The organism is Streptomyces sp. NBC_01450 (assembly GCF_036227505.1).
Lineage (GTDB): Bacteria > Actinomycetota > Actinomycetes > Streptomycetales > Streptomycetaceae > Streptomyces.
This window is the reverse complement of record NZ_CP109481.1, coordinates 1525625-1547592: the sequence shown is the minus strand read 5'-3', so window position 1 is coordinate 1547592 and position 21968 is coordinate 1525625. Positions and strand designations below refer to the sequence as shown.

14 protein-coding genes and 5 pseudogenes are annotated in these 21968 nt (G+C 66.9%); 6 read left to right on the top strand and 13 right to left on the bottom strand.

Going from position 1 to position 21968, the window contains the following annotated elements; all coding sequences use genetic code 11:
* Positions 1-314: 314 nt before the first annotated feature.
* The 4 genes and pseudogenes from OG568_RS55725 (at position 315) to OG568_RS55705 (ending at position 8409) form a co-directional block, all read left to right on the top strand.
* Positions 315-2591 carry an FtsX-like permease family protein gene (locus OG568_RS55725; RefSeq protein WP_329537647.1) on the top strand — a complete coding sequence of 759 codons (2277 nt, stop codon included), beginning with the start codon at positions 315-317 and terminating at the stop codon, positions 2589-2591.
* 771 nt (positions 2592-3362) lie between these two features.
* Positions 3363-4436: pseudogene (locus tag OG568_RS61955) on the top strand (IS630 family transposase).
* Between the two features lie 239 nt (positions 4437-4675).
* Complete coding sequence (locus tag OG568_RS55710) at positions 4676-5194, top strand: hypothetical protein (protein WP_329537645.1); 519 nt, start codon at positions 4676-4678, stop codon at positions 5192-5194.
* A 215-nt stretch (positions 5195-5409) separates the two neighbouring features.
* Positions 5410-8409 (top strand): carbohydrate binding domain-containing protein, encoded by a 3000-nt coding sequence (locus OG568_RS55705; RefSeq protein ID WP_443077952.1) that lies wholly within the window; start codon positions 5410-5412, stop codon positions 8407-8409.
* A 304-nt stretch (positions 8410-8713) separates the two neighbouring features.
* On the opposite strand, the gene OG568_RS55700 is transcribed toward OG568_RS55705, so the two are convergent.
* The 5 genes and pseudogenes from OG568_RS55700 to OG568_RS55680 all read right to left on the bottom strand — a co-directional run.
* Positions 8714-9361, bottom strand: a complete 648-nt coding sequence (locus OG568_RS55700; RefSeq protein ID WP_329537644.1) for a radical SAM protein — start codon at positions 9359-9361, stop codon at positions 8714-8716.
* Between the two features lie 241 nt (positions 9362-9602).
* Positions 9603-9740: a hypothetical protein gene (locus tag OG568_RS55695; protein ID WP_329537643.1), complete on the bottom strand. Its 138-nt coding sequence runs from the start codon at positions 9738-9740 to the stop codon at positions 9603-9605.
* 123 nt (positions 9741-9863) lie between these two features.
* Positions 9864-9989: pseudogene (locus OG568_RS61950) on the bottom strand (transposase); the annotation flags it as partial.
* A gap of 291 nt (positions 9990-10280) precedes the next feature.
* Positions 10281-10880, bottom strand: a complete 600-nt coding sequence (locus OG568_RS55685; RefSeq protein WP_329537642.1) for a hypothetical protein — start codon at positions 10878-10880, stop codon at positions 10281-10283.
* Positions 10881-10995: 115 nt separating this feature from the next.
* Positions 10996-11217: pseudogene (locus tag OG568_RS55680) on the bottom strand (integrase core domain-containing protein); the annotation flags it as partial.
* A gap of 576 nt (positions 11218-11793) precedes the next feature.
* On the opposite strand from OG568_RS55680, the pseudogene ltrA reads away from it, so the two are divergent.
* Positions 11794-13067 (top strand): annotated as a pseudogene (gene ltrA / locus OG568_RS55675) (group II intron reverse transcriptase/maturase).
* Here the strand turns inward: ltrA and OG568_RS55670 are convergent.
* From OG568_RS55670 to OG568_RS55660, 3 genes and pseudogenes are all read right to left on the bottom strand, one after another.
* Entirely contained in the window at positions 13047-13730 is a 684-nt protein-coding gene (locus OG568_RS55670) for a transposase (protein WP_329537641.1), read from the bottom strand. The pseudogene ltrA and the gene OG568_RS55670 overlap by 21 nt on opposite strands.
* The gene (locus tag OG568_RS55665; protein WP_329537640.1) at positions 13727-13921 is read right to left on the bottom strand and encodes a hypothetical protein; all 195 of its coding nucleotides are present in this window, start codon (positions 13919-13921) and stop codon (positions 13727-13729) included. Before OG568_RS55665 ends, OG568_RS55670 begins: the two co-directional genes overlap by 4 nt.
* 66 nt (positions 13922-13987) lie before the next feature.
* A pseudogene (locus OG568_RS55660) lies at positions 13988-14346 on the bottom strand (transposase); the annotation flags it as partial.
* A 738-nt stretch (positions 14347-15084) separates the two neighbouring features.
* Here OG568_RS55660 and OG568_RS55655 point away from each other — a divergent pair.
* On the top strand, positions 15085-16476 hold the full coding sequence (locus OG568_RS55655) for an FG-GAP and VCBS repeat-containing protein (protein ID WP_329537639.1): 1392 nt from the start codon (positions 15085-15087) through the stop codon (positions 16474-16476).
* Positions 16477-16696: 220 nt separating this feature from the next.
* Here the strand turns inward: OG568_RS55655 and OG568_RS55650 are convergent, their stop codons facing one another.
* The 5 genes from OG568_RS55650 to OG568_RS55630 form a co-directional block, all read right to left on the bottom strand.
* Entirely contained in the window at positions 16697-17323 is a 627-nt protein-coding gene (locus OG568_RS55650; RefSeq protein WP_329537638.1) for an NAD-dependent epimerase/dehydratase family protein, read from the bottom strand.
* Between the two features lie 143 nt (positions 17324-17466).
* Positions 17467-18438, bottom strand: coding sequence for a sugar phosphate isomerase/epimerase family protein (locus tag OG568_RS55645; protein WP_329537637.1), 972 nt, complete (start codon positions 18436-18438; stop codon positions 17467-17469).
* A 75-nt stretch (positions 18439-18513) separates the two neighbouring features.
* Positions 18514-20001, bottom strand: coding sequence for an FGGY family carbohydrate kinase (locus tag OG568_RS55640; RefSeq protein WP_329537636.1), 1488 nt, complete (start codon positions 19999-20001; stop codon positions 18514-18516).
* Positions 19998-20963, bottom strand: coding sequence for a transketolase family protein (locus tag OG568_RS55635; RefSeq protein ID WP_329537635.1), 966 nt, complete (start codon positions 20961-20963; stop codon positions 19998-20000). Before OG568_RS55635 ends, OG568_RS55640 begins: the two co-directional genes overlap by 4 nt.
* Positions 20960-21844 (bottom strand): transketolase, encoded by an 885-nt coding sequence (locus OG568_RS55630; protein ID WP_329537634.1) that lies wholly within the window; start codon positions 21842-21844, stop codon positions 20960-20962. Before OG568_RS55630 ends, OG568_RS55635 begins: the two co-directional genes overlap by 4 nt.
* Positions 21845-21968 lie beyond the last annotated feature (124 nt).

Below are 21968 nucleotides of genomic sequence, written 5' to 3'. Positions count from 1 at the left end.
GAGCATGCCAGGCGGCGCTCTGGGTCGTCGGCTGCTCCATGCCTCGATGCGCACAAGGTGAGCTGCTGTACAGCCTGACCTGTGGGCCAGAAGCCTCAGGTATCGGTCTTTCACACTGTCCTGGCGGGCACACCTTGGGTGGCTTGTCACCCCATGGCCCAGGGGCTTGGCCGTCGGCGCTCCGCGCCCAGCACGAGAGGATGCCAGTGAACCCACGTCGGCAGAATGCACGACAGACCGCCCCCCCGTCAGCCCCAAGTCGCCGACGGCGATTCGGAAGTCTTCGTGCTCTCAGTTTCGGAGCACGGCTCGCCGTGACCGGCGGCCGGGACGGATTGGTGCGCACCGTCCTGATGGCCGCAGGCATCGGACTGGGGGTCGCCCTGCTGCTGGTGGCCTCGTGCGTGCCCACCGTCAGGTACCACCGTGACGAACGGATTCACCACCGGATCGACACCAATCTCGACGACCGGGTCGTCACGCCCTCGCGCAGGACAGTGTTGGTCAGTGATATCGACACTGTGTTCCGAGGCAGGGAAATCCGGGGAAGGATGCTGGAACCCGAGGGGCCTGCGGCGCTGCTGCCTCCCGGAGTCACCCGTTTTCCGCGTGCTGGGGAGATGGTCGTGTCGCCGGCGCTCCGGAAGCTGTTGGCCGCGCCCGGGAGTGACTTGCTGCGCGAGCGCCTCGACCATCCCATCACGGGCGAAGTCGCAGATGGGGGCCTGCTCGGACCCGGCGAGTACGTCTTCTACTTGGGCGGCGAGCACATGGCGGACGGTGTCGCAGGAGCTCGTCGGCTGGACCACTTCGGCAAGGTCTACTCGGAGAAGCCACTCGCCCCCGAGCTCGTGCTGCTGAGCGTGGTCGGCATAGTCGTACTGCTCGCACCGGTCGCGGTGTTCATCGCCGCAGCCGTCCGGTTCGGCGGCGAACACCGCGACCGGCGGCTGGCCGCGCTACGGTTGGTAGGCGCGGACCGTCGGATGACAGCCCGTATCGCCGCAGGTGAGACGCTGGCCAGCGCGCTGATCGGCGTCGTTCTGGGCGCAGTCCTGTTCATGATCGGCCGCCAGTTCATCGAGCTGGTGGACCTGCAGGGGCTCAGTGTGTTCACTGTGGATCTCACCCCGGAACCTGTCCTGGCGGCGCTCACGGTGGCCGGCGTAGTTGGGTTGTCTCTCGCCGTCACGAGGCTGGCGATGAACGGGGTGGCTGTCGAACCCCTCGGGGTGGTTCGTCATTCCGGTGGTGCCACGAGACGGCTGTGGTGGCGCATCGCCGTGCCCGTACTCGGCCTGCTTCTGCTCCGAACATCCGTGGGGGACGGATCTGACATACCCGACGCCACCAGCATCGTCCTGGTCGTTGTCGGAATGCTGGCGTTGCTCATCGGCGTGACCGCCGTTCTCCCCTGGATCCTGGATCAGCTCACCAGGGTGTCCGGCGGATTCGGTCCCCTCTCCTGGCAACTGGCCGTCCGTCGGCTGCAGCTGAGTGGCGAAGCCTCCACCCGCTCCGTCAACGGGATCGTGGTCGCTGTGGCCGGTGCCATAGCACTGCAGACCCTCTTCACCGGCATCGCACACGGCCAGAACGGCGGCAGCCGGGCAGCTGGCAACAGTCCTACGTCGAGCACGCACATCGGCGTCGCCCGTCTTGACGACGGCAAGGGGCACGCAGAGCGGTATGCCTCGGTGTTCTCCTCAACGCCTGGCGTTCAACAAGCCATCGGCTACGCTGAGTTGTCGGTGAGCGAACCCGACGACGGTTTCCCGGAGACGGTCCGCGTCGCCGGATGCGCCCAACTGAGGCTGCTTGCCTCGCTCCCCACATGCACGGATGGGGACGCCTTCGCCGTCACCCCCCACGGCACGGACGGTGCTGCCGACACGACCGTATGGACGTCGGGCAGGACGATGCGCATAGACCTGAACGGCCCCCTGTGGAAGGTGCCGCACATCACCACCTCCGCCGAGGCGAAGAGCAGCAGTCTGCACGGCGAGTTCCCCGAGAAGATGCTGCTCGCCACTCCCCAGGCGGCCGGCTCCACGGCGATGACACACGCTGTCAGCACCATCAGCATCAGGTACTCGGCGTTCAGCGAAGACATCCAAGACCGGCTTCGCACGACAGCCGCCCGGCTGGACCCTTCCTTCACCATCGATTTCCCCACACAGGCGAAGAGCGACACGGCCCTCGACGGGATCAGGCGGGCCCTGTTGGCCGGCGTGACCGCCGTTCTGCTGCTGATCGCGGCAAGCATGCTGCTCGGGGCCCTCGAACAGCTCCGGGACCGCAAGCGCGTCCTGGCTGTACTCGTCGCCTTCGGCACCCCGCGGCGCACCCTCAGCTGCTCGATCCTCTGGCAGACCGCATTGCCAGTCGCGATGGGACTACTCGTCGCAGGGCTGGTGGGAACCACCCTCGGTAGCGCACTGCTCAGTCTCATCGGCAAGACAGCGGTGTACGACTGGAGCAGTATGCTGGTGATAGCTGGCATCGGCGCTGTCGCCAGCGTGGCGGTGACCATGCTGACACTCCCCACACTCTGGCGGTCCTCGTACCCACAGAACCTCCGCTACGAGTGAGCGATCTCCATCCCCGGCAGGGGGATCCATGGCGGCCCGGCACAGCGAATCGTCCGGCAGGCTCGGTAAGCCGCGCCACCAGTACCAAAGCTCTGCCACCTCTCGAATGATCAGCAGCAGGCCGGGTAGACGGCAGGTCTCCTCGCTTCGGAAGGCAGGCCATCCGATCCCCCGCAGATCCGTCACTTCACCGACTTGTCTGCCACGAAGACCATGCCGGGCCCGCATACAGGGAGTTGAACTTGCCTCAACTCAAGAAAGACGGTCCCCGCTGCCGGTGGTCGCAACTGTGATGACCAACGGTGGGTTCGAGAGCGGAACCACACTGTTCACACTGTCGACAACGACCTCCGGCGTCCGCTCCGACAATGGCGGGGGTGAGATCGCTTGCTCCGGCCCGCACTTCAGCGGCTGGACGGGTACGGCTTCTCGCACATCGGCAATGCCACCAAGTCGGGCACCGTCCTTGCGGCTTGCAAGGCGTCGCTCAGCCCTGTGGCTGCATATCGGCGTCGCCTAGAGTCGTAGTCGTAGCACCGCCTTCGCCACGATGGCCACCAAGGCAGTTGATCGGACCACCACGGCCACAACCTACAACGGCATTCCCTAGTAGGACTCCGTTACGTCTTCCTCTCGGTCCTGTTTGGGGGTATGGACGCATATGAAGTGAACCGTGCCCGGGCGAAGTTGGCGCTACTGACTTCGGCTCGTTAGGGTGATCTTTCCTGAAGTCTCTGATGGGCCTGGGATGTTGGTTGTATTCCGTGGTGTGTGAGGTATGCGGATGGGGGCGGGCTGACCGCTGTGGGGCGTCGGCGCCGTGAGTCGGTACGGGTGCAGGCAGCCGGGCTGTTCGAGCAGAAAGTCAAGCCGCCGGAAGTCGCACGGCGGCTGCGGGTGAGCTTGAAGTCGGCCTACCAGTGGCAGCAGATGTGGCGGGATGGCGGTGTACAGGCTCTGGCCTTGCGCGGCCCGAGTGGATCGCGATGCCGTCTGTCTCCGCGCTGTCTGGAGAAACTGGCCGGGTATCTGGAGCAGGGGCCGGCAGCGCACGGCTGGGTGGAGGACCAGGTGTGGACCGCCGCCCGGGTGGCCACGCTGATCGGCAGGAAGTTCCACGTCTCCTAATCCGGGTGCCACGAGGCTCATGCACCGGCTCGGCTTCAGTCCGCAGGTGCCCCTGCGGCGGGTGGCCGAGCGTGACGAGCAGGCCGTGACCGCCCGGAAGGAGGCGACCTGGGCCGAGGTAAAAGAGCCCGGGCGGCCTGCGGGGGCTACATCTGCTTCGAGGACGAGGCAGGCTTCACCCGACGGCCGCCCAAAGTGCGTACCTGGGGCCGGCGCGGCCACACACCGCAGGTGACGGTGAGCGGGCGGCGTTCGGGACGGCTGTCGGTGGCCGGGCTGATCGCGATGCGGCCAGGATCCCGCACCAGCCTGTGCCACCGCCTGCGCGCCCACCCCGCAGGCAAGGGCACACGACGCGGCATGAGCGAGCGCGACTACATCGCCCTCCTGGACGGCGTCCACCAGCTGGTCAAGGCACCCATCGTGCTGGTGTGGGACCGGCTCAACGCCCACGTCTCCAAGACGATGCAGCAGCTGATCGCCGCACGCGAGTGGCTGACGGTTTTCCTGCTGCCCGCCTGCTCGCCGCAGCTCAATCCGGTCGAGGGGGCTTGGGCACACATCAGACGCAGCCTCGCCAACCTCGCTGTCGTCGCCCTCGACCGCCTCGAGACGCTCGTGCGCAATCGGCTCAAACGCCTCCAGTACCGACCCGGCGTCCTCGACGGGTTCATAGCCGGAACCGGCCTGCCCCTGGACACCCCAACATCACCCTAACGAGCCGAGATCAATACGCTCATGACTTGTCCCGACGCTTGAGCCGCCCCAAGACACCCCGCCAGATGATCTACTCCGCAGACTCCCGCCCACGACCAGCGCGAGCACCACGACAGACGAGCACACCAGCCCTTTGACCTGCGACGTCAAGGAACTTCGCGGCCTCCAGATGGAAGGGCCGGATCCCCTCGGCGTACCCGAACGACGACGACGCGACCCTCTACCTCTACAGCCTGTACGTGAAGAGGTTCGGCTGGATCCGGCAGGCCAAGACGGCACGCGACACCGAGTTCCTGCACGGCTCGGACTTGGCCGGAAACCGGATGGCTGCCGGGCAGAAGGCCATCGGTCTCGGCGGCTGGGTCACGCCCGATGCCTGGAACGACCCCGCCGCCAAGACCGTCGGCATGCTCCCTGACTCCGACGACCCGTTCGTGGCCTGGGGCCGGCGCGAGGCGATCCTCAAGGACGCCGAACACCCTGCTGCCGCCAAGCTCTTCCTGAACTGGCAGCCGTCCAAGGAGTGCCAGACCGGTGACGCATGGTCAGTCCGCACCGACATCGCCCCGCCCGCCGGACTGAAGAAGGTCTGGCAGTACAAGAACACCGGCATCGACGGCTTCCCCACGTTCATGAAGAACCGGGCCGCGGCCGAGCGGCTCCGCCAGCAGATGACCGTGTACATCAGCGAGGTCCACGGCGAACCGACCCCCGGCCGCCTGGGTACTCATCCCGGCGCCTTCGTCCCGGCGGGCTAAGTACGAACCGTCGAGCGCCATACCCAGCTGAACCGGTCCGAGGCTGTCCTCGGGCCGGTTCAGTGCTTCAACCAGGGTTGTGACGCGGTGACTTGAGTCCCCGCGTCACCCCTTTACGTCTCTGTCATGGCCCTGTAATTTCCACGGGTGCAAGGAATTGCAGCAACTTGCAGATGCGGCTTGCAAGTTGATCCGGCACCCGCGCTGGGAGAGACATGAGACGACACTCTTCGACGACGACCGCGCGCCATGAACCACCCCATCTGCTACGACGCGCGCTGCTGACAGGTATGACCTCGGTCGGACTGGTCGCCGCAGTCGCGGGTTTCCCGCAAACCCAGGTTCCCCTGAAGACGTCCGCCGAGTCGTCGAACACGGCGACCGTTTTTTACTACACCAAGACCAAGAACTGGCCCTCCACCTACCTGCACTACGCCCCGGAAGGCGGCTCATGGACCACCGTCCCCGGCGTGCAGATGGAGACCGCCTGCGCGGACTGGGTGAAGAAGACCGTCGACCTCGGCTCGGCCACCGGACTGCAGGCCACGTTCAACAACGGCAGCGGCACCTGGGACAACAACGGCGGCAACAACTACGCGCTGGGCACCGGCACCATCACCGTCAAGGACGGGGTGATCGCTCACAGCGACCCGTGCACCGACACAGGAGGCGGGACCGGCAACCAGGCCACCGTCTACTACTCGACCGCCATCTCCGGCTGGACCACCGCCAACATCCACTACGCGCCCGCCGGCGGTTCCTGGACGACGGTCCCCGGCGTCGGCATGGAAGCGGCGTGCACGGGCTGGTGGAAGAAGACCCTCGACATCGGCACGGCAACCTCGCTGAAGGCCGCCTTCAACAACGGCAACGGTGTCTGGGACAACAACAACAGCGCCGACTACACCCTCCCCACCGGCACCACGACCGTGAAGGACAGGACGGTCACCGCCGTCGCCAAGGACCCCTGCGCGGCCGAGCAGCCCGACACCGAGGCCCCGACCGCGCCCGTCAGGGTCACCGCGACTGCCACCAACACCTCGATCGTGGTGAGCTGGGAAGCTGCCACCGACAACAAGGGGGTGACGAAGTACCAGGTCACCCGCACCGGCGGCACCAAGGGCACGGTCGTTACGGACGTCGGCTCAACGGTCTACTCCGACACGGGACTTGAGGAGAAGTCGGCATACACATATACCGTGAAGGCCGTCGACGCGGCAGGCAACACCTCACCCGCCTCCGCCGAGGCCACCGCCACGACCGGCGAGAAAGCCCCGGAACCGCCCGCCGGCACCCCGCTCGGCACCGATCCGCGCAAGGACCCCATCTACTTCGTCCTCACCGCCCGTTTCTACGACGGCGACACCTCCAACGACCGCGGCGGCAGCCAGCACGTGAAGTCCGGCAACGCGGCGAACAACGACCCCATGTTCCGCGGTGACTTCAAGGGCCTGGTCGAGAAGCTCGACTACATCAAGGCCCTCGGCTTCTCGGCGGTCTGGATCACCCCGGTCGTCATCAACCGCTCGGACTACGACTACCACGGCTACCACGGCTACGACTTCTACAAGGTCGACCCTCGCCTGGAGTCGGCCGGCGCCTCCTACCAGGACCTGATCAACGCGGCGCACGCCAAGGGCATGAAAATTTACCAGGACGTCGTCTACAACCACAGCTCCCGCTGGGGTGCCAAAGGGCTGTTCACGCCGACCGTGTACGGCGTCCGCGACTCCCAGTGGAGCTGGTACTACGACGAGAAGAACGAGGGCTTCGAGTACGACGGCCTGACCGTCGAGCCCAAGTCCGGGAAGTCGTACTACAACGGCGACCTGTGGTCGACCGCCGAGCCGTCCGGTAACACCTGCCTCAACTGGGGCAAGCCCACCGACGGCAAGAGCGCCGAGGGCTACACCCTCTACAACTGCCAGTGGCCCAGCCCCACTTCGGGCATGTTGCCGAAGCAGTACTACCACCAGTGCTGGATCGGCAACTGGGAAGGCGAGGACTCGCGCTCCTGCTGGCTGCACGAGGACCTCGCCGACTTCAACACCGAGTCGACGCCCGTGCAGAACTACCTGATCGGCGCCTACGACAAGTACATCGACATGGGCGTCGACGGCTTCCGCATCGACACGGCCGTCCACATTCCGCGCGTCACCTGGAACCGCCGCTTCCTGCCCGCGATCTACGACCGGGTCACCCAGAAGTTCGGCACGGACGCCTCGAAGAACTTCCTCGTCTTCGGTGAGGTCGGCGCCTTCGTCAACGACAAGTGGAACCGCGGGTCGGTCAACCACTCGGCGCAGTTCTACACCTGGAAGGAACGCAAGGAGTACAGCGCCGACGACGCGACGGCGGCGATCGAACAGTACAACTACGAGGAGCAACTCGGCACCGGCAACCAGCCGACCTCGACCAACGCCTTCCTGAACGGCAACATCTACCACACGCCAGACCGCAGCCAGTTCTCCGGCATGAACATCATCGACATGCGCATGCACATGAACTTCGGTGACGCGCAGAACGCCTACAACAACGGCAAGGACTCCGACGACAGCGTCAACGACGCCACCTACAACGTCGTCTACGTCGACAGCCACGACTACGGCCCCAACAAGTCGAGCACCCGCTACAGCGGCGGCACCGACGCCTGGGCCGAGAACATGTCCCTGATGTGGACCTTCCGCGGCATCCCGACGCTGTACTACGGCTCGGAGATCGAGTTCCAGAAGGGCAAGCAGATCGACTGCGGCCCGACCTGCCCGCTGGCGTCCACCGGACGCGCGTACTACGGCGACCATCTCGCCGGATCCGTCACCGCAACGGACTTCGGCAAGGCCGACTCCGCGAGCGGCGAAGTGGCCACGACCCTCGCCCAGCCCCTGGTCAAGCACCTCCAGCGGCTCAACCAGATCCGCCGGGCCATCCCGGCCCTGCAGATGGGCCAGTACTCGACCGCTGGCATCACCGGCCAGATGGCCTTCAAACGTCGCTACACCAGCGGCAGCACGGACAGCTTCGCGCTCGTCACCGTCACCGGCGACGCCACCTTCACCGGCATCCCCAACGGCGCCTACACGGACGCCGTCACCGGAACCGTGAGGACGGTCTCCAACGGCTCGCTGTCCGTCTCCGCACCCGGCAAGGGCAATCTGCGGATCTACGTGCTCAACGGTCCCGGCAAGATCGGCAACGACGGCCCCTACCTGAAGTAGCGTGCCACAGGCCACAACGGTATGGGCTGCGCACCCCCGCCGCTTGAGGGGGTGCGCGGTCGCGTCGGGGTCGTGCTCGGCCCAGTGCGCCCCCGCTTTCGACCTGGTGGCCGAGACAATTCAAGCCTGTTCCGACGTGCGGACGTTGACCCATCGCCGGTGGACGAACCGAGTTCTCCCGCGAGTCTTTCGCCCGTACCTGACAGGTGATGACCAATGGCATTCGCGGCTGGATCGTTATGTCCCCGGCGATTGACGGTGCGAGAACACCTCACAGCGACAGGCAGTGCCCGTCAGGGCGCTGTCACCTTGGCTGACCGGGTGGGATGATCTTCGGATTGATCTGCCAGAGGGGGTTATCGGTGGGGAGTGTGTCGCCGTCTACAGGGGGCACCTCATGTACCCGCGTCATCCCCAGCGCGGTCATCTCGGCGCGGGCCTGCTCGGAACTATGCCCGTCACGCATGTGGATGATGCCGACCTTCACGGAGATGCCGCGTCGTACGGCCTCGACGATGTTGGCGCGGGTGGAGTCGTGTGAGCCGTTCCGGCTGGTGATCTGGTCGTGTTCCTCGGCGTCGTCGGAGTAGTACGAGGTGCCCAGCGATACGGACGGGTGAGTGAACAGTTTCCAGTGCTCCGCGCGCACCCGGAAGAGATTGCTGAACACCTGGACCCGCAGGCCGGCGTCCAGAGAGTGCCCGACCAGCTCGGTGAACTCAGGATGCAGGGTGGGCTCGCCACCGATGAACTGCACGGTTTCCACGCCCAGGACGGCGGCCTCATCGATGACACGGCGCCAGTCGTCGCCGGTCATGCTGCCGTGGCCCTTCGTCGGGCCCGCCTCCGCGTAGCAGTGCGACGAGCACGTGAGCTGACACCGACCGGTGATCTCCGGCTCAAGGAACGTCAGTGGTCCCGGGGTTGCGGGCGCCTCGGGGGCGATCGTCATGGTGTGTCTCCTTCGTGATGGGTGTTCCAGGGACGGTGGGGCGATGGCTACCTGGTGCTGGCCGGTCCCTCCTTTGCGTTCGGAAAGGGTCTGTGCGGGCTGTTTGCGTGGATGGAGCTGTGGAGTCCCGGCGCGGAGGGCTGCCATGCCGCCCGAGGTGAATCGGGGGTCGCCTGGCCCTCCGCGCCGAGGGGCCCGCCCGGTGCCGACGGCCCCTCACGCAGCGGGCACCGGGCGGGAGTCATGCGGTGAGGGGAGCGAAGTCGATGTCGTCGTACACAGCGAGTTGCCCCCACGGGTTCACGCTGGAGTTGAAGCGCGCGGCTTGCTGGGTCAGGTCGAACAGCAGGGACAACAGGGTGGCCGTGATGCGGTTCATACCTGCTGAGTGTTGTCTCGCACTGAAACGTCCGAGATCTCGCTCATCTGAATGTCGTTCAGAAAGATCTGTGAGCTGGTGTGTTGGTTCCGCAGCGTGTCATTGTGCGAAAGATGATCGTGACCCGCCTCTGCCCTGCAGCCAGGCCGGCACCGGCAACAACGGCCGCACCGCCGCCCACTCCGCGTCCGTCATGTCCGACGGATACCGGCGCACCCGATCGGGATGATCGGCCGCGTTGCCGTACACGTGCGCGAGGCAATCACACGATCGGGCGGGCGAGTTGAAGCGGGCGGGCTCGGGCGCGTACAACAACGACAACAGGGCCTCCGGGAACCGCTCGGAATGGGGTCGCACCCCCGAGCTACCAGGAGGCCCTGCCTTCATGCGCGTACCGCCGGAAGATCACCCGACCAGGAACTCCGTTCGACTTGCACATTCAAGATCGGTTGAGATACGGCTTCTCAGTCGATCTGGTCCCCGTCTCAGGTGATCTGGTCTGATTCGCTCGTCGTCTCAGATGATCTGGTCCCGACAGGTCTACTCGTAGATGCGCGCGACCGAGAGTTGCAGGGCTACGGATCTCCACGTGACCGGGTCGAGTTGCGCGTGGAGAGGCGAGTTGGCGCCTACCCAAGCCGCCCAGGAGGCGAGCCAGTCATAGAGGGTGCTGTGTGCCCAGCTGCCTCCGTCGCCGGCCCATTCGCCGCGGGTGGTTTTCGCCTGGCGTTCGCGTTGGTCTCGGGCGAAGTCGGTGGCAAGCGTCGCGGCATACCAGCGCAGGTCGCGGGCGGTGTCGACTTCCTCGGGCTTGGTCCCGGAGTCGGAGAGCACGCAGTTGAACCCGGGCGGGGTCGTGCGGACGGTGTCGAGTTGGTAGGCCAATCCCCGCCAGCCGGGCTGGTCGGGGGCTTCTTCGTGCAGCAGGTCGGTGCTGCCGATGCGGCTGCCCAGCAGACGGACCCAGCCCCACAAGAAGCCGTTGATGCTCTGGTGGGTCCAGTGCAGGGCCGCGGGTGCCTCCGTGTCCTGATCGCCACAGGCGCGCTCGCAGTCGAAGGCCAGGAAGCGGAGGTAGGCGGCGAAGTCCGCTCGGGAGTCCACCTGCTGCCAGGAGTCGATGTTTCGGGATGCGGGCACATCGAGAGGCTACGAGCCCCGCTGGCCTGCGTCGACCACATTGTTTGAGACGGGTTGTCACTCTTTCGGGTGGCGTCTCCGGGTGAGGTGCCCCCCGGAGTGTGGACACAGGGGTTCATGCCGCGAGTGTGAGTCTACGTTCTGTTTGGTGCTGCTGTTCGAACTCGACGGGTGAGAGGTAGCCGAGCGAGCTGTGGCGCCTTCGCCCGTTGTAGTACGTCAGCCACTGGAAGAGTTCCAGCCTGGCCTGGCTGATCGTCGTGAAGAGCCTCTGGTGCATCGTCTCTCTCTTCAGCCCCTGCCAGAAGCTCTCGGCGAGGGCGTTGGTGTGTCCAGAAGGTGATTGTGAGGTTCTGACGTAGAAGACGGGAGCGAACAGTCGCCATGCTGTTGTGAAGATGAAGGTAGGTCCTTCGGCATCGGTATGTAGGTGCAGGTGTCAAACCACCATGAGCTGCTGCGGTGAATGAGTCGTGGTGGTGAGCGTCATGGAAAAGCCGTACTGAATGCGGCAGGTGGGGGCTGAGAAGGCGAACGCAAGTGAACCGCTGACGACGTGTCGTAAAGCTGAGACGACACCAAAACCAGGGCCTCAATGCTGTCCTGGGATAAGCCAGACGGGTGCCTGCTTACTGGTCTGGTGGTGTCCGGCATGAAGGTGGCGCGAGCTCAGTCCGGGCTTCACAACGGAACTGGAGAACTCCTTGACGCGAAACAGCGATCCACGGGTTTGACGTGGCTCGCAAGAGGGAGCGGCACAAGTGGCGAAGAGCCATGAGAGCCGGAGTACCGGTCGCGCGTCGGGAGGGCGGAACGTCCCGTAGTAGTGATGAACCCTCCGTAATAGAGGCGGAGCGAAGGGGACGTGTTGTTGGGTGTCGATCGGCGATCACCCAGAGATGGGAGGAATCGGATGGTCGAGACAAGATCAGCAGGCAAGCCGTTTGATATTCCGAAACGGCTGATCTGGAACGCATACCTGAAGGTCAAGGCCAACAGGGGAGCGGCTGGGGTGGACGGGCAGTCGTTAGCGGAGTTTGAGCAGGATGAGAAGAACAACCTGTACAAACTGTGGAACCGGCTGTCCTCGGGAAACTACTTCCCCCCACCCGTGAGAGCGGTTGACATTCCCAAAGCCGGCGGTGGGGCTCGGAGCCTTGGGGTTCCGACCGTGGCCGACAGGATCGCCCAGACGGTAGTGGCCATGACATTGGAGCCAGATGTGGAGCAGATCTTCCATCAGGACTCGTATGGCTATCGCCCGAGGCGCTCCGCGCTGGATGCGGTGGAGACGTGCAAGCAGCGGTGCTGGAGGCACCCTTGGGTGATCGACCTTTCCAGGGATTCTTCGACAACGTGCCGCACGCCCCCATCATCGCGGCAGTGGAAAGGCATACCAATCTCCCGTGGGTTCTGCTGTATGTGAAGCGATGGCTTGTCGCCCCTGTGCAGCAGCCCGACGGAACGCTTGTCAGGCGGGAAAAGGGGACTCCTCAAGGATCTTCTATTTCACCGTTGTTGTCGAATCTGTTCATGCACTACGCGTTCGACGCGTGGTTGGCTCGGGAGTACCCGGCGATCAGGTTCGAGCGGTACGGCGACGACGCTGTGGTGCACTGCGCCAGTGAGAAGCAGGCGAACTTCGTCCGCACCATCATCGAGCGCAGGCTGCTGCAGTTCGGATTACGTCTCCATCCGGAGAAAACCAGGGTGGTGTACTGCAAACAGGAAGGTCGTGAACGGGATTTCCCGGTCACGGAGTTCACGTTCCTGGGGTATACCTTCCGTCCTCGGGCGGCCCGCTTGCGGGATGGGAGGCTGAAGACCGGCTTCCTTCCCGCAGTGAGCAAAACAGCCATGAAGTCCATGACGAGGACTATCCAGAGTTGGCGACTGGGGCGCTGTACCGAGCTGAGCTTTCAGGAGATCGCCGCGGTGATCAACCCCATCGTGGCGGGATGGGTCAACTACTATGGGCGCTTCTACAAGTCCAGATTGATCAGGTTTCTGGAACAGCAGATCAACCCGTTCCTTGTGAAATGGGCCCAGAGGAAGTACAAACGGTATCGCCGTGCCTCAAGGAAGGCCCGGAGGAGGTTGGCTGAGATCGCCTCAGCATTCCCGGGCATGTTTGCTCACTGGAAGCACGGCGCGTTGCCTACTGGTTCAACAATGGGAGCCGTGTGAGTCGCGAGGTTCACGCACGGTTCTGAGAGCGGCGGTGGGTGAGATTCCCGCCGCCGACTCACCTCGTAACTCGACCCGACGCGGCCCATGCTCCTGCGGATCCCGAAACGGTCGCAGACCTGGGCGAACGCGCCCGAGGTGTACTGACCAGGCCTGGGCTCGGGCCGCGATCGACTGCTGATCCTGCCCGCGCGCGGCTTCCTCGGCTTTGACCTCCTCAAGACACCGCCGGATGCGCTCGTTCCGATCCTGTCGACACCGGAGTTGCCGCGGCGTTTCGGCGCTTCGGTTCGCCGTTCCGAGGGCGGCGTCCTCCGTCTCATCCACGGCAGCTGCCTCCGCGGTGATGGCGTCGACCTGCTCCTGCAGCCATGCGCGCCGGCAGGAAGCGGCCCGGGACGCGTTCGCCCCTACCTTCGTGCCGTCGATCGCAATCGTGCCCAGCCTGCCGAGCCCGGCCTTCGCGCAGATCAACAAGACCTGAGTGAACAGCTCTCGCACCGAGCCCTGATGCATCTGTCGGAATCGCGCGATCGCCGTGTGGTCCGGTACCTGCAGCGCACAGATCACACGTATCGCCACATCGGTCCGGCACAGCCGCTCGATCTGCCGCGAGGAACGTATCCCGTCTGCGTATGCGTAGATCAACAGCGCCAGCATCATCCGCGGGTCATAGGCCCGACGTCCCACCCCACCCCGCCCAGCGAATACCGTTTCTCCAGGCCGCTCAGGTCCAGGTGATCGACGACCTCGAGCAGTACCCACACCACGTGATCGTCGGGCAGCCACTCTCGCATGTCCACCGGGAGCAGGAACTGCTGGTCACGGTCCACCGGCCGGAAACCCTTTGCCATACCGCCATCCAACATGGCCGCAACCAGCCCACAGCAACCGGGTCAGCCCGTCAAAACGCAACAGCCTCGGTGGGCGGAGATGAAGTCCCAGCGGCCGGTCATGCCCTCATCTCCTTGGCGAAATACTGGGCCGCCCGGCGCAGGATCTCCCGCTCGAGTTCCCACTCCTTCTCGGCCTTGCGCAACCGGCCGAGTTCGGCCCGGAGCCTCGCCAGTTCCTCGTCCCGATCCTCTGCCGCCTCGTCACCACGGACCTGCCCACGGCCGGCAACCTCGTCGGCCTGCCGGACCCAACTGCGCAGCGTCTCGCCGGTCACCCCGACGTCCGCGGCGACCGCGGCATACGTCCGCTTCCCGCCCCCCGCGCGGTACAACGCCACCGCGTCGTTCCTGAACTCCACCGGATATGGAGACTTCCGTCCCACCAGACACCCTTCCTCGGACCTACAAGATCCATTGTCAGAGTGTCCACACCACGGGAGTCACCTCACACGCCGCCGACCCCGCCAGCGTGGACCTTGCCGACAGCCTCGACCTCGCCACCGCGGTCGCCTCACTGCGCCAGCAAGCCGAAGACGACGCGGTCAAAACACAAACCCTGCCCACCAGCCGTTCCATGGACTGAGCCGAAAAATATGGCGCGCACCGTACGGGGCCGACCGCCACCACGGGCCCATGCATGACGCACCAGCAGGCGACTCGGACTCATTCCGCGGCGGATGACGCGGAAGCCTTCGGGTATGACCCCCGACGACCCGACGGGCCTGCCTCCACGGAAAGCTCGCTGGCACATTGCCGTCGTCACGCCACCACTCTCCTGCGGGCCCTGCTTGTCCTGGCCAACAGCGATGTGCAGAGGTGACGGACGATCACCCACTGGTAATCAGGACCTGACCAGCACGAGCTCCCTGCCACACGCGCACCATCCATGCGACCTGCGGTTTCAGGATGAAAATCCTCAGTGCGGTACGTCCTTCTGCTTCGGCAGCTTCCGCAGCAGTAACCGGTAATGGTGGTCGTTGTGGTCGAAGGGCATGGGGGGAACCCTGGCACAGGGCCGTCCTGGCGGCGCCGGAAGCATGCGCCTGTGACCGCGTACAACCAATGTGCGCGCCCGGCGGTCTCGTGCGGTGACCATGTCACCGTAATGGGAAGGTGTCCTGATGTTTTCCGCACGTTCGTACGTCCGTTGGGCAGGACCGCTCGCAGTGGGCCTGATCGCTCTGGGAGTCGGACCGCTAGGCGCGACGGGCGTCGCGGCGGCCGCGCCCGCTGCGCCTGTAGGCGACGACTTCAATGGCGACGGCTACCAGGACCTTGCCGTCGCCGCGAGCCACGCCACTGTCGACGGGAAGAGCGGGGCCGGCTATGTGGCGGTGATGTACGGCGGTTCGCACGGCCTGTCCGCGAGCGGACGGACCGTCATCAGCCGTGCCACCAAGGGCATCCCGGGCAGCCCGGCCAAGAACGAGAACTTCGGAACGCCGTCGGCCAAGGGTGACCTCGACGGCGACGGCTACGCGGATCTGGTCGTCGGCCCGGTCATCGTCTGGGGCGGGCCCCATGGCCTGTCCGGGGGCACGTCGCTGCCCGGCGGGAGCGGCCGGACTGTCGCGTCCGGCGACTTCGACGGCGACGGCAGGCTCGACCTGGCGCTTTTCAGGATCACCGGAGCCGGCGGCGGTGACGACCCGGGCGACTCCACCGGCGCCGTCTGGCACGGCCCGTTCAGCCGCTCGGGCACCCCGGTCCGCACGACCACGCTCGACCCCGAGAAGCTGCGCGGCATCGAGGTGTCGAGCGGCGCGAGCGGGGACGTCAACGGCGACGGCCGCGACGACCTCGTCGTCGACGGATACGGCGGCGACGGCAACTTCGGATCGAAGTTCTTCCTCGGCTCGCCCGAGGGCCTGGTGTACAGCGGCACCGCCGCTCCGGGCGGCGGGCGCGCCGTCGCGCTGGGCGACGTCAACGGCGACGGGTACGACGACATCGTCGCCGGACGCGAGGCGATGGACGAGATCGAGGTCGCCTACGGCTCGGCCTCCGGAATCGGCCACTCGGAGACCTGGAAGACGTTCACGCAGGACACGCCCGGCGTTCCCGGCGCCTACGAGGAGAACGACGCCTTCGGGGCCTCGGTGGCCGTCGGGGACATCACCGGCGACGGCATCGACGACGTCGCCATCGGCGCGCCCGGCGAGAGCCTCGGCGAGACCGGTCGGCAGGAGGCCGGTGTCGTCACCGTCCTGCGCGGCAGCCGCTCCGGCCTGACGGGCACCGGCGCCCAGGCCATCACCGAGGACAGCCCCGGCATCCCCGGCGCCGCCGAGGCCGGAGACCGCTTCGGCAGCTCCGTCCGGCTGCTCGACATCAACGGCAATGGCTACGCCGACCTGTCCTCCGCCGCGTGGAACGAGGACAAGAGCAACGGCGCGGTCTGGGAACTCCGCGGCCGCCCGACCGGGATCGTCCCGGACGCGGCGTTCGTCTTCGGCGGGAAGAAGCTCGGCGCGCCCTACGCGAAGGCGGAGTTCGGAGCCCGTATCAAGTAGCCGATGCTCGGTGGGGGCGCGGTCGGGGCGGAGCGCGTTCGGCGTGCCGGGACTTGAGCTTCGGGGGTCGGGGTGTCGGCGGTACTCCCGAACACGAGGCCTACCGGGACGCCCCGGCAGACCACCGCTGGGACGCCGCATGGCTCGCTCCGGCCATGCGCACCTGCTCACCCTTGAAGGCAGACTGCGTTGAAGCCAAGGCCACCCTGAGGGCGGACAGTCAGCCCGTCAGCATCTTGTCGCGCACCGGGATCCAGTCCAGGGCGGACCGGATGCCGTCCTCCAGGGACAGCCTCGGCGTCCACCCCAGCAGCTCGGCCGCCCGGTCGCTCTTGGTGTAGCCGCCGGCCACGTCACCGGGCCGTGGATCGGTGTCAATGGTCGCCAGGGGAGTGCTCACAACGTTGTTGAACGCGTCGCACAGCTCCCGGACGGTGGTGCCGGAGCCGGTGCCCAAGTTGATCGCGATCGAGCGCTTCGACTCCATGAGGATGGAGTCGAAGCGCTCGAGCGCCGCGATGTGGGCCGCGGCAAGGTCCCAGACGTGCACGTAGTCCCGGATGCCCGTGCCGTCGCGGGTCGGGTAGTTCGTGCCGGTGATGGGGAACGGGCGGCCGTCCTGGTGCGCCTGGATGAGCATGCCCAGGGCGTGGCTGGGCCGCTTGATCTGGAGACCGGTACGCAGCTCGGGGTCGGCTCCGACCGGGTTGAAGTACCGCAGCGACAGCACGCGCGGCCCGGCCACGGCGATGTCGGCGAACATCTCCTCGCACACGGCCTTGGTCCGGGCGTAGGGGCCCTGCGGCGCCAGGGGCGAGTCCTCGTTGACGGAAGGCCCCGCCCTCACCAAACGCAGTCACTGCAGTCAGCGATGAACTTCAACAGGCCGCTGCGGACAATGCGGTGCACGGTGCACACTACCGATCAGTGGTCACGTGACGGACGCACACGGGGATAGGCCGTCGCCGCGGAAGCCGCGGCGACGGGGCGTCATCCGTACAGCGCGGTGCGCACGATGCGCTGGGCGGCCATGGCGTCGTGGTTCGCCTGAGCGGCGCGCAGTTCGTCCAGCAGGATGCCGGCGGCACGGTCATCGAGGGCACGGATCGCGGCGACCGACTCGCGGACGGCCTCGCGCGGATCCTCACGATAGGGGAACAGGTCCAGCTTGAGCGGGTGCTCCCAGCCGATCTGGCGGGTAACGTGCAGGAATTCGAGCGTCTCGACAACGTGCAGGGCGCCCGCGGTCAAGTCGTCGTCCCACTCACGGTAGTTGTCGCAGAGTTCGATGTCGACGAGGCGGCCCATGGAGTAGGCGAGGGACAGGGCCTCGGCGGGGTTCTCCTTGGCGAACAGGGAGTGGCCGAAGTCGATGACGAGGCCGATGTTGTCGGCGCCCATCTGCTCCAGGGCCAGCAGGGTCACGGCGGCGGTGGACCAGAACAGCCGGGTGCGCGGCTCCTTCAGCTTGTACTCGATGCCGAAGGTCATGTCCGGGTGGGCCCTGACCACTTCGCCGATTCCCTCGATCGCATGCTTGCGCAAGGTCGCGTAGTCGACCTGGAAAGGGTAGTCGTAGCCGTCCTGGCCCGGCCAGAACTTCACGTACCGGGCGCCGAGTTCCCGGGCGACCGCCACGGATTCGTGGCCGAGATCGACGGCCGCCCGGCGCAGCTCGGGGTCGGCGCTGGTGAAGGAGCCGGAGCGGTAGCCGCGGTCGTAGATGACGGGGGTGATGTTGGTGACCGCGAGGTCGTGCTTGGCCAGCGTGGCCTTCACGTCGGCGATGCTCACGCCGTCGCCGAAGGGGTAGTTGAGGTCGAGCGCGGTCAGCTCGCCGGACTGGGCGGCGAGGTCGATGGCTTCCAGGGCGCCGACCTCGGGCCCGTAGCCGTTGGTGGCGTAGCGGTCAATGATGCGGCCGAAGCTCCACATGCCGCCTGCGAAACGGAGCGAGGACATGGGGCTCTCCTTTGGGAATCGGGTGGGTGCGGGTGCGGGTGCTGCATGTTTCGTCGTTGCCCGAGGCGGTGGTCTTCAGGGTGCGGTGGCACGGGCCCTGGTGATAGCCCGGCGCCAGTCGGCCATCCGTGCTGAGCGCCAGGCCAGGTCCTTTGTGGGCGCGAAGCGCGTTCCAGGCGGGGTGGCGGTCTCCAGGTCGGCCTCGCTCCAGATGCCTAGCGCCACGCCCGCGAGCTGGGCCACGCCGAGCGCGGACAGCTCCGGCAGGCCGGCGCGCAGCACGGGGCGGCCTGCGAGGTCGGCCTGGAAGGACATCAGCCGTTCGTTGGCGGTGGGGCCGCCGTCGGCGCACAGTTGTGACACTGGGCCGAGCGCGTCCTCGAAGCGGGTGAGGGTGTCGGCGACCTGGTAGGCAAGGGACTCCACGGCGGCCCGTGCCAGTTCGGCGGGCCCGGTGTCCTGCTGGATGCCGCAGAGCACCGCCCGCGCGTCGCGGTCCCAGTACGGTGCGCCGAGGCCGTCGAAGGCGGGCACGAGGTGCAGCTCGCTGTCCCGCCCGGTGGCGGCCAGTTCGGCAAGTCCTGCCGCGTCCATCCCCAGCAGCCGGGCGGCCCAGCGCACGGCCGTACCGGCCGAGGCGATGTTGGCCTCCAGCGCGCAGGCGGGGTCCTCGCCCGCGATCCGCCAGGCAATGGTCCGCGCGATGCCGTCCGGCGGCTTCACGTCCTTTGGGCAGAGCGCCATCAGTGAGGAGCCGCTGCCGTACGTTGCCTTCACCACGCCCTGCCGTCCGTGGCTCTGTGCGAACAGCGCCGCGTGCGAGTCGCCGAGGACGGCCGCTACCGGCAGCCCGTCCGGTACACCGGGCACCCCGCGCAACCTGCCGAAGTCCCCGGTGGAAGCGGTGACCTCGGGCAGGGTTTCCAGCGGAACGTCGAAGACCTCGGCGAGCTCCGGGTCCCACTCCGCTGTCGCCAGGTTCAGGAGCTGGGTGCGCGAGGCGGAGCCTGTCTCGATGGCGTCGGTGGCCCCGCCGGTCAGCCGGTGCAGCAGCCAGGCGTCGACCGTGCCCACTCGAAGGAGCCCCGCACATGCCGGGCCGCGGCCTGGGTCGATGTCGTCGAGCAGCCACGCCGCCTTGGTCGCGGAGAACATCGGGTCGACCGGCAGCCCCGTGCGCCCTGTGATCAGGCCCGCGTGAGGTCCTTCGGCCAGTTCGGCGCACCGCTCGGTGGTGCGCCGGTCCTGCCAGCTCACGAGTCGGGACAGCGGCCGGCCGGTGGCTCTCTCCCAGGCGAGGACCGCCTCGCGCTGCACGCTCAGCCCGAGCCCTACGGGACGGACGCCCTCGTGGGCGGCCAGTTCGCGCAGGACCTCCACGACCGTCGTCCATACCGCCTCGGGCTCCTGCTCGACGCGGCCGGGCTGCGGGTACTGCTGCCCGAGCGCGCGGTGGGCGGTGGCGAGCACCATGCCGTCCTCGGCGACGAGCATGCCTTTGGTCCCGCTCGTTCCCTGGTCGAGGGCGAGAACGGCGTCGCGCGCCGGGGAGGCCGGGCTCACGACGCGTCCGCCCCGGCGCGCAGTAGTTCGCCGGCGGCGCGCACGACGGCGTCGGCAGTGATTCCGAAGTAGTCGGCGAGGAAGGCCGCGCTGCCGGTCGGCGTGAACTCGTCTCCCACGCCCAAGAGGCGCATGGGCACGGGGGCGTGAGTGACCACGGTCTCGGCGATCGCGCTGCCGAGGCCGCCGTGCACGTTGGCTTCCTCGACGGTGACGATGCGGCCGGTGTCGCGGGCCGCCGCGAGCACGGCTTCCTCGTCGAGCGGCTTGACGGTCGAGAAGTTCAGCACGCGGGCGTGTACACCGTCGGCGGCCAGCCGGGCGGCGGCCTCCAGGGCTGCGGGCACGGTGGTACCGGCGCAGATCAGCGTGATGTCGTCACCGTCACGCAGGCGCGCGGCTCGTCCGGCCCGGAACGGAACGTGCGGGGTCACGTCCGGCACCTTCGTACGCCCGATGCGCAGGTAGACGGGGCCGTCGTAGGAATGCGCCCAGCGCAGTGCCTCACGCGTCTCCTCGGGGTCGGCGGGTGTCAGGATCGTCAGCTCCGGCAGCGTACGCAGCCAGGCGAAGTCCTCCACCCCGTGATGGGTCGGACCGAGCTGGCCGTACGCGAATCCGGGACTCATGGCGCACAGCTTCACATTCGCTCGTGAATACGCCACATCGGCCTTGATCTGCTCAAGTGCCCGACCTGTGAGAAAGGGGGCGGCTGCGCACACGTAGGGAACACGGCCCCCACCGGCGAGCCCGGCTCCGACGCCGACCATGTTCTGCTCGGCGATGCCGACATTGATCAGTCGGTCCGGGAAGCGCCGCTGGAAGTTCTTGAGGTTGCTGGAGCCGATTGAGTCGTTGCAGACGGCGACCGTGCGCGGATCGGACTCGGCCAGCTCGGCAAGGGTCTCGGCAAAGGCCTGGCGGCAGTCGTGCAGCTCGTGGGCGGCGATGGCGAGGGTCATCGGGAGAGTTCCTCCAGGGCGGCGGCGGTCTGTTCGGCGGAGGGAACCTTGTGGTGCCATTCCACCCGGTCCTCGATGAAGGACACGCCCTTGCCCTTCACCGTGTCCGCGATCAGGCAGACGGGGCGGTCGTCACCCGGCTCGGCACTCAGCGCCTGGAACAGGGCCTCGTGGTCGTGTCCGTCGATGTGCCGGGTACGGAAGCCGAACGCGGTCCATTTGTCCGCGAGGGGCTCCAGCGCGTTGGTGCCCTCCGTGGGCGCGCCCTGCTGGAAGCGGTTGCGGTCGACGATCACGGTGAGCCGGTTCAGCTTGTAGTGGGCGGCGGACATCGCGGCCTCCCAGTTGCTGCCCTCCTGGAGTTCGCCGTCGCCGGTCAGGACATAGGTACGGCGCGTGGCCCCGTCGAGGCGGGCGGCGAGCGCCGCTCCGACGGCGACCGGCAGGCCGTGGCCGAGCGGACCGGTGTTGGTCTCCACACCCGGGATCTTGCGGCGGTTGGGGTGCCCGTTGAGGGCCGACAGCGGCTCCATGTACGTGTCCAACGCGGCATCGGGGAAGAATCCGGCGTACGCGAGGGTCGAGTACAGCGCTCCCGACGCGTGTCCCTTGCTCTGGATGTAGCGGTCGCGCTCGGGCCAGTCGGGGTGCTCCGGGTCGAGGTCCAGGACGGCCAGGTAGAGCACCGCCAGGATGTCGGCCGCCGAGAAGTCGCCGCCGATGTGTCCCTGACCCGCGCGCTCGATCATCCGCAGGTCACGGCGGCGGATCTCGCGCGCGGCGTCGCGCAGACGGCCGGCCCGTTCGGCGGGAGCAGTCGCGCGCAGCCCACTGCGGAGGTCACGGAGCCGGGAGGTGGCCCCCGGTACAGCTGAGAGCATCTGAATATCCATTCAGCATCGAATTGCTATGCGGCGACAGTTAAGACCGCACCACCGACCGCCGTCAAGAGTCACGGGGCTGGGAGAACGCTGGCCGCACGGCACGGCCGCGGTGGATGCCGGG

What these genes read in the sequence shown, in the direction of transcription:
- OG568_RS55705 (WP_443077952.1), top strand. Translation starts at nt 5,410, where the DNA reads ATGAGACGACACTCTTCGACGACGACCGCGCGCCATGAACCACCCCAT.
- OG568_RS55700 (WP_329537644.1), bottom strand. Translation starts at nt 9,361, where the DNA reads ATGACGATCGCCCCCGAGGCGCCCGCAACCCCGGGACCACTGACGTTC.
- OG568_RS55695 (WP_329537643.1), bottom strand. Translation starts at nt 9,740, where the DNA reads ATGAACCGCATCACGGCCACCCTGTTGTCCCTGCTGTTCGACCTGACC.
- OG568_RS55670 (WP_329537641.1), bottom strand. Translation starts at nt 13,730, where the DNA reads ATGATGCTGGCGCTGTTGATCTACGCATACGCAGACGGGATACGTTCC.
- OG568_RS55665 (WP_329537640.1), bottom strand. Translation starts at nt 13,921, where the DNA reads ATGGCAAAGGGTTTCCGGCCGGTGGACCGTGACCAGCAGTTCCTGCTC.
- OG568_RS55655 (WP_329537639.1), top strand. Translation starts at nt 15,085, where the DNA reads ATGTTTTCCGCACGTTCGTACGTCCGTTGGGCAGGACCGCTCGCAGTG.
- OG568_RS55645 (WP_329537637.1), bottom strand. Translation starts at nt 18,438, where the DNA reads ATGTCCTCGCTCCGTTTCGCAGGCGGCATGTGGAGCTTCGGCCGCATC.
- OG568_RS55635 (WP_329537635.1), bottom strand. Translation starts at nt 20,963, where the DNA reads ATGACCCTCGCCATCGCCGCCCACGAGCTGCACGACTGCCGCCAGGCC.
- OG568_RS55630 (WP_329537634.1), bottom strand. Translation starts at nt 21,844, where the DNA reads ATGCTCTCAGCTGTACCGGGGGCCACCTCCCGGCTCCGTGACCTCCGC.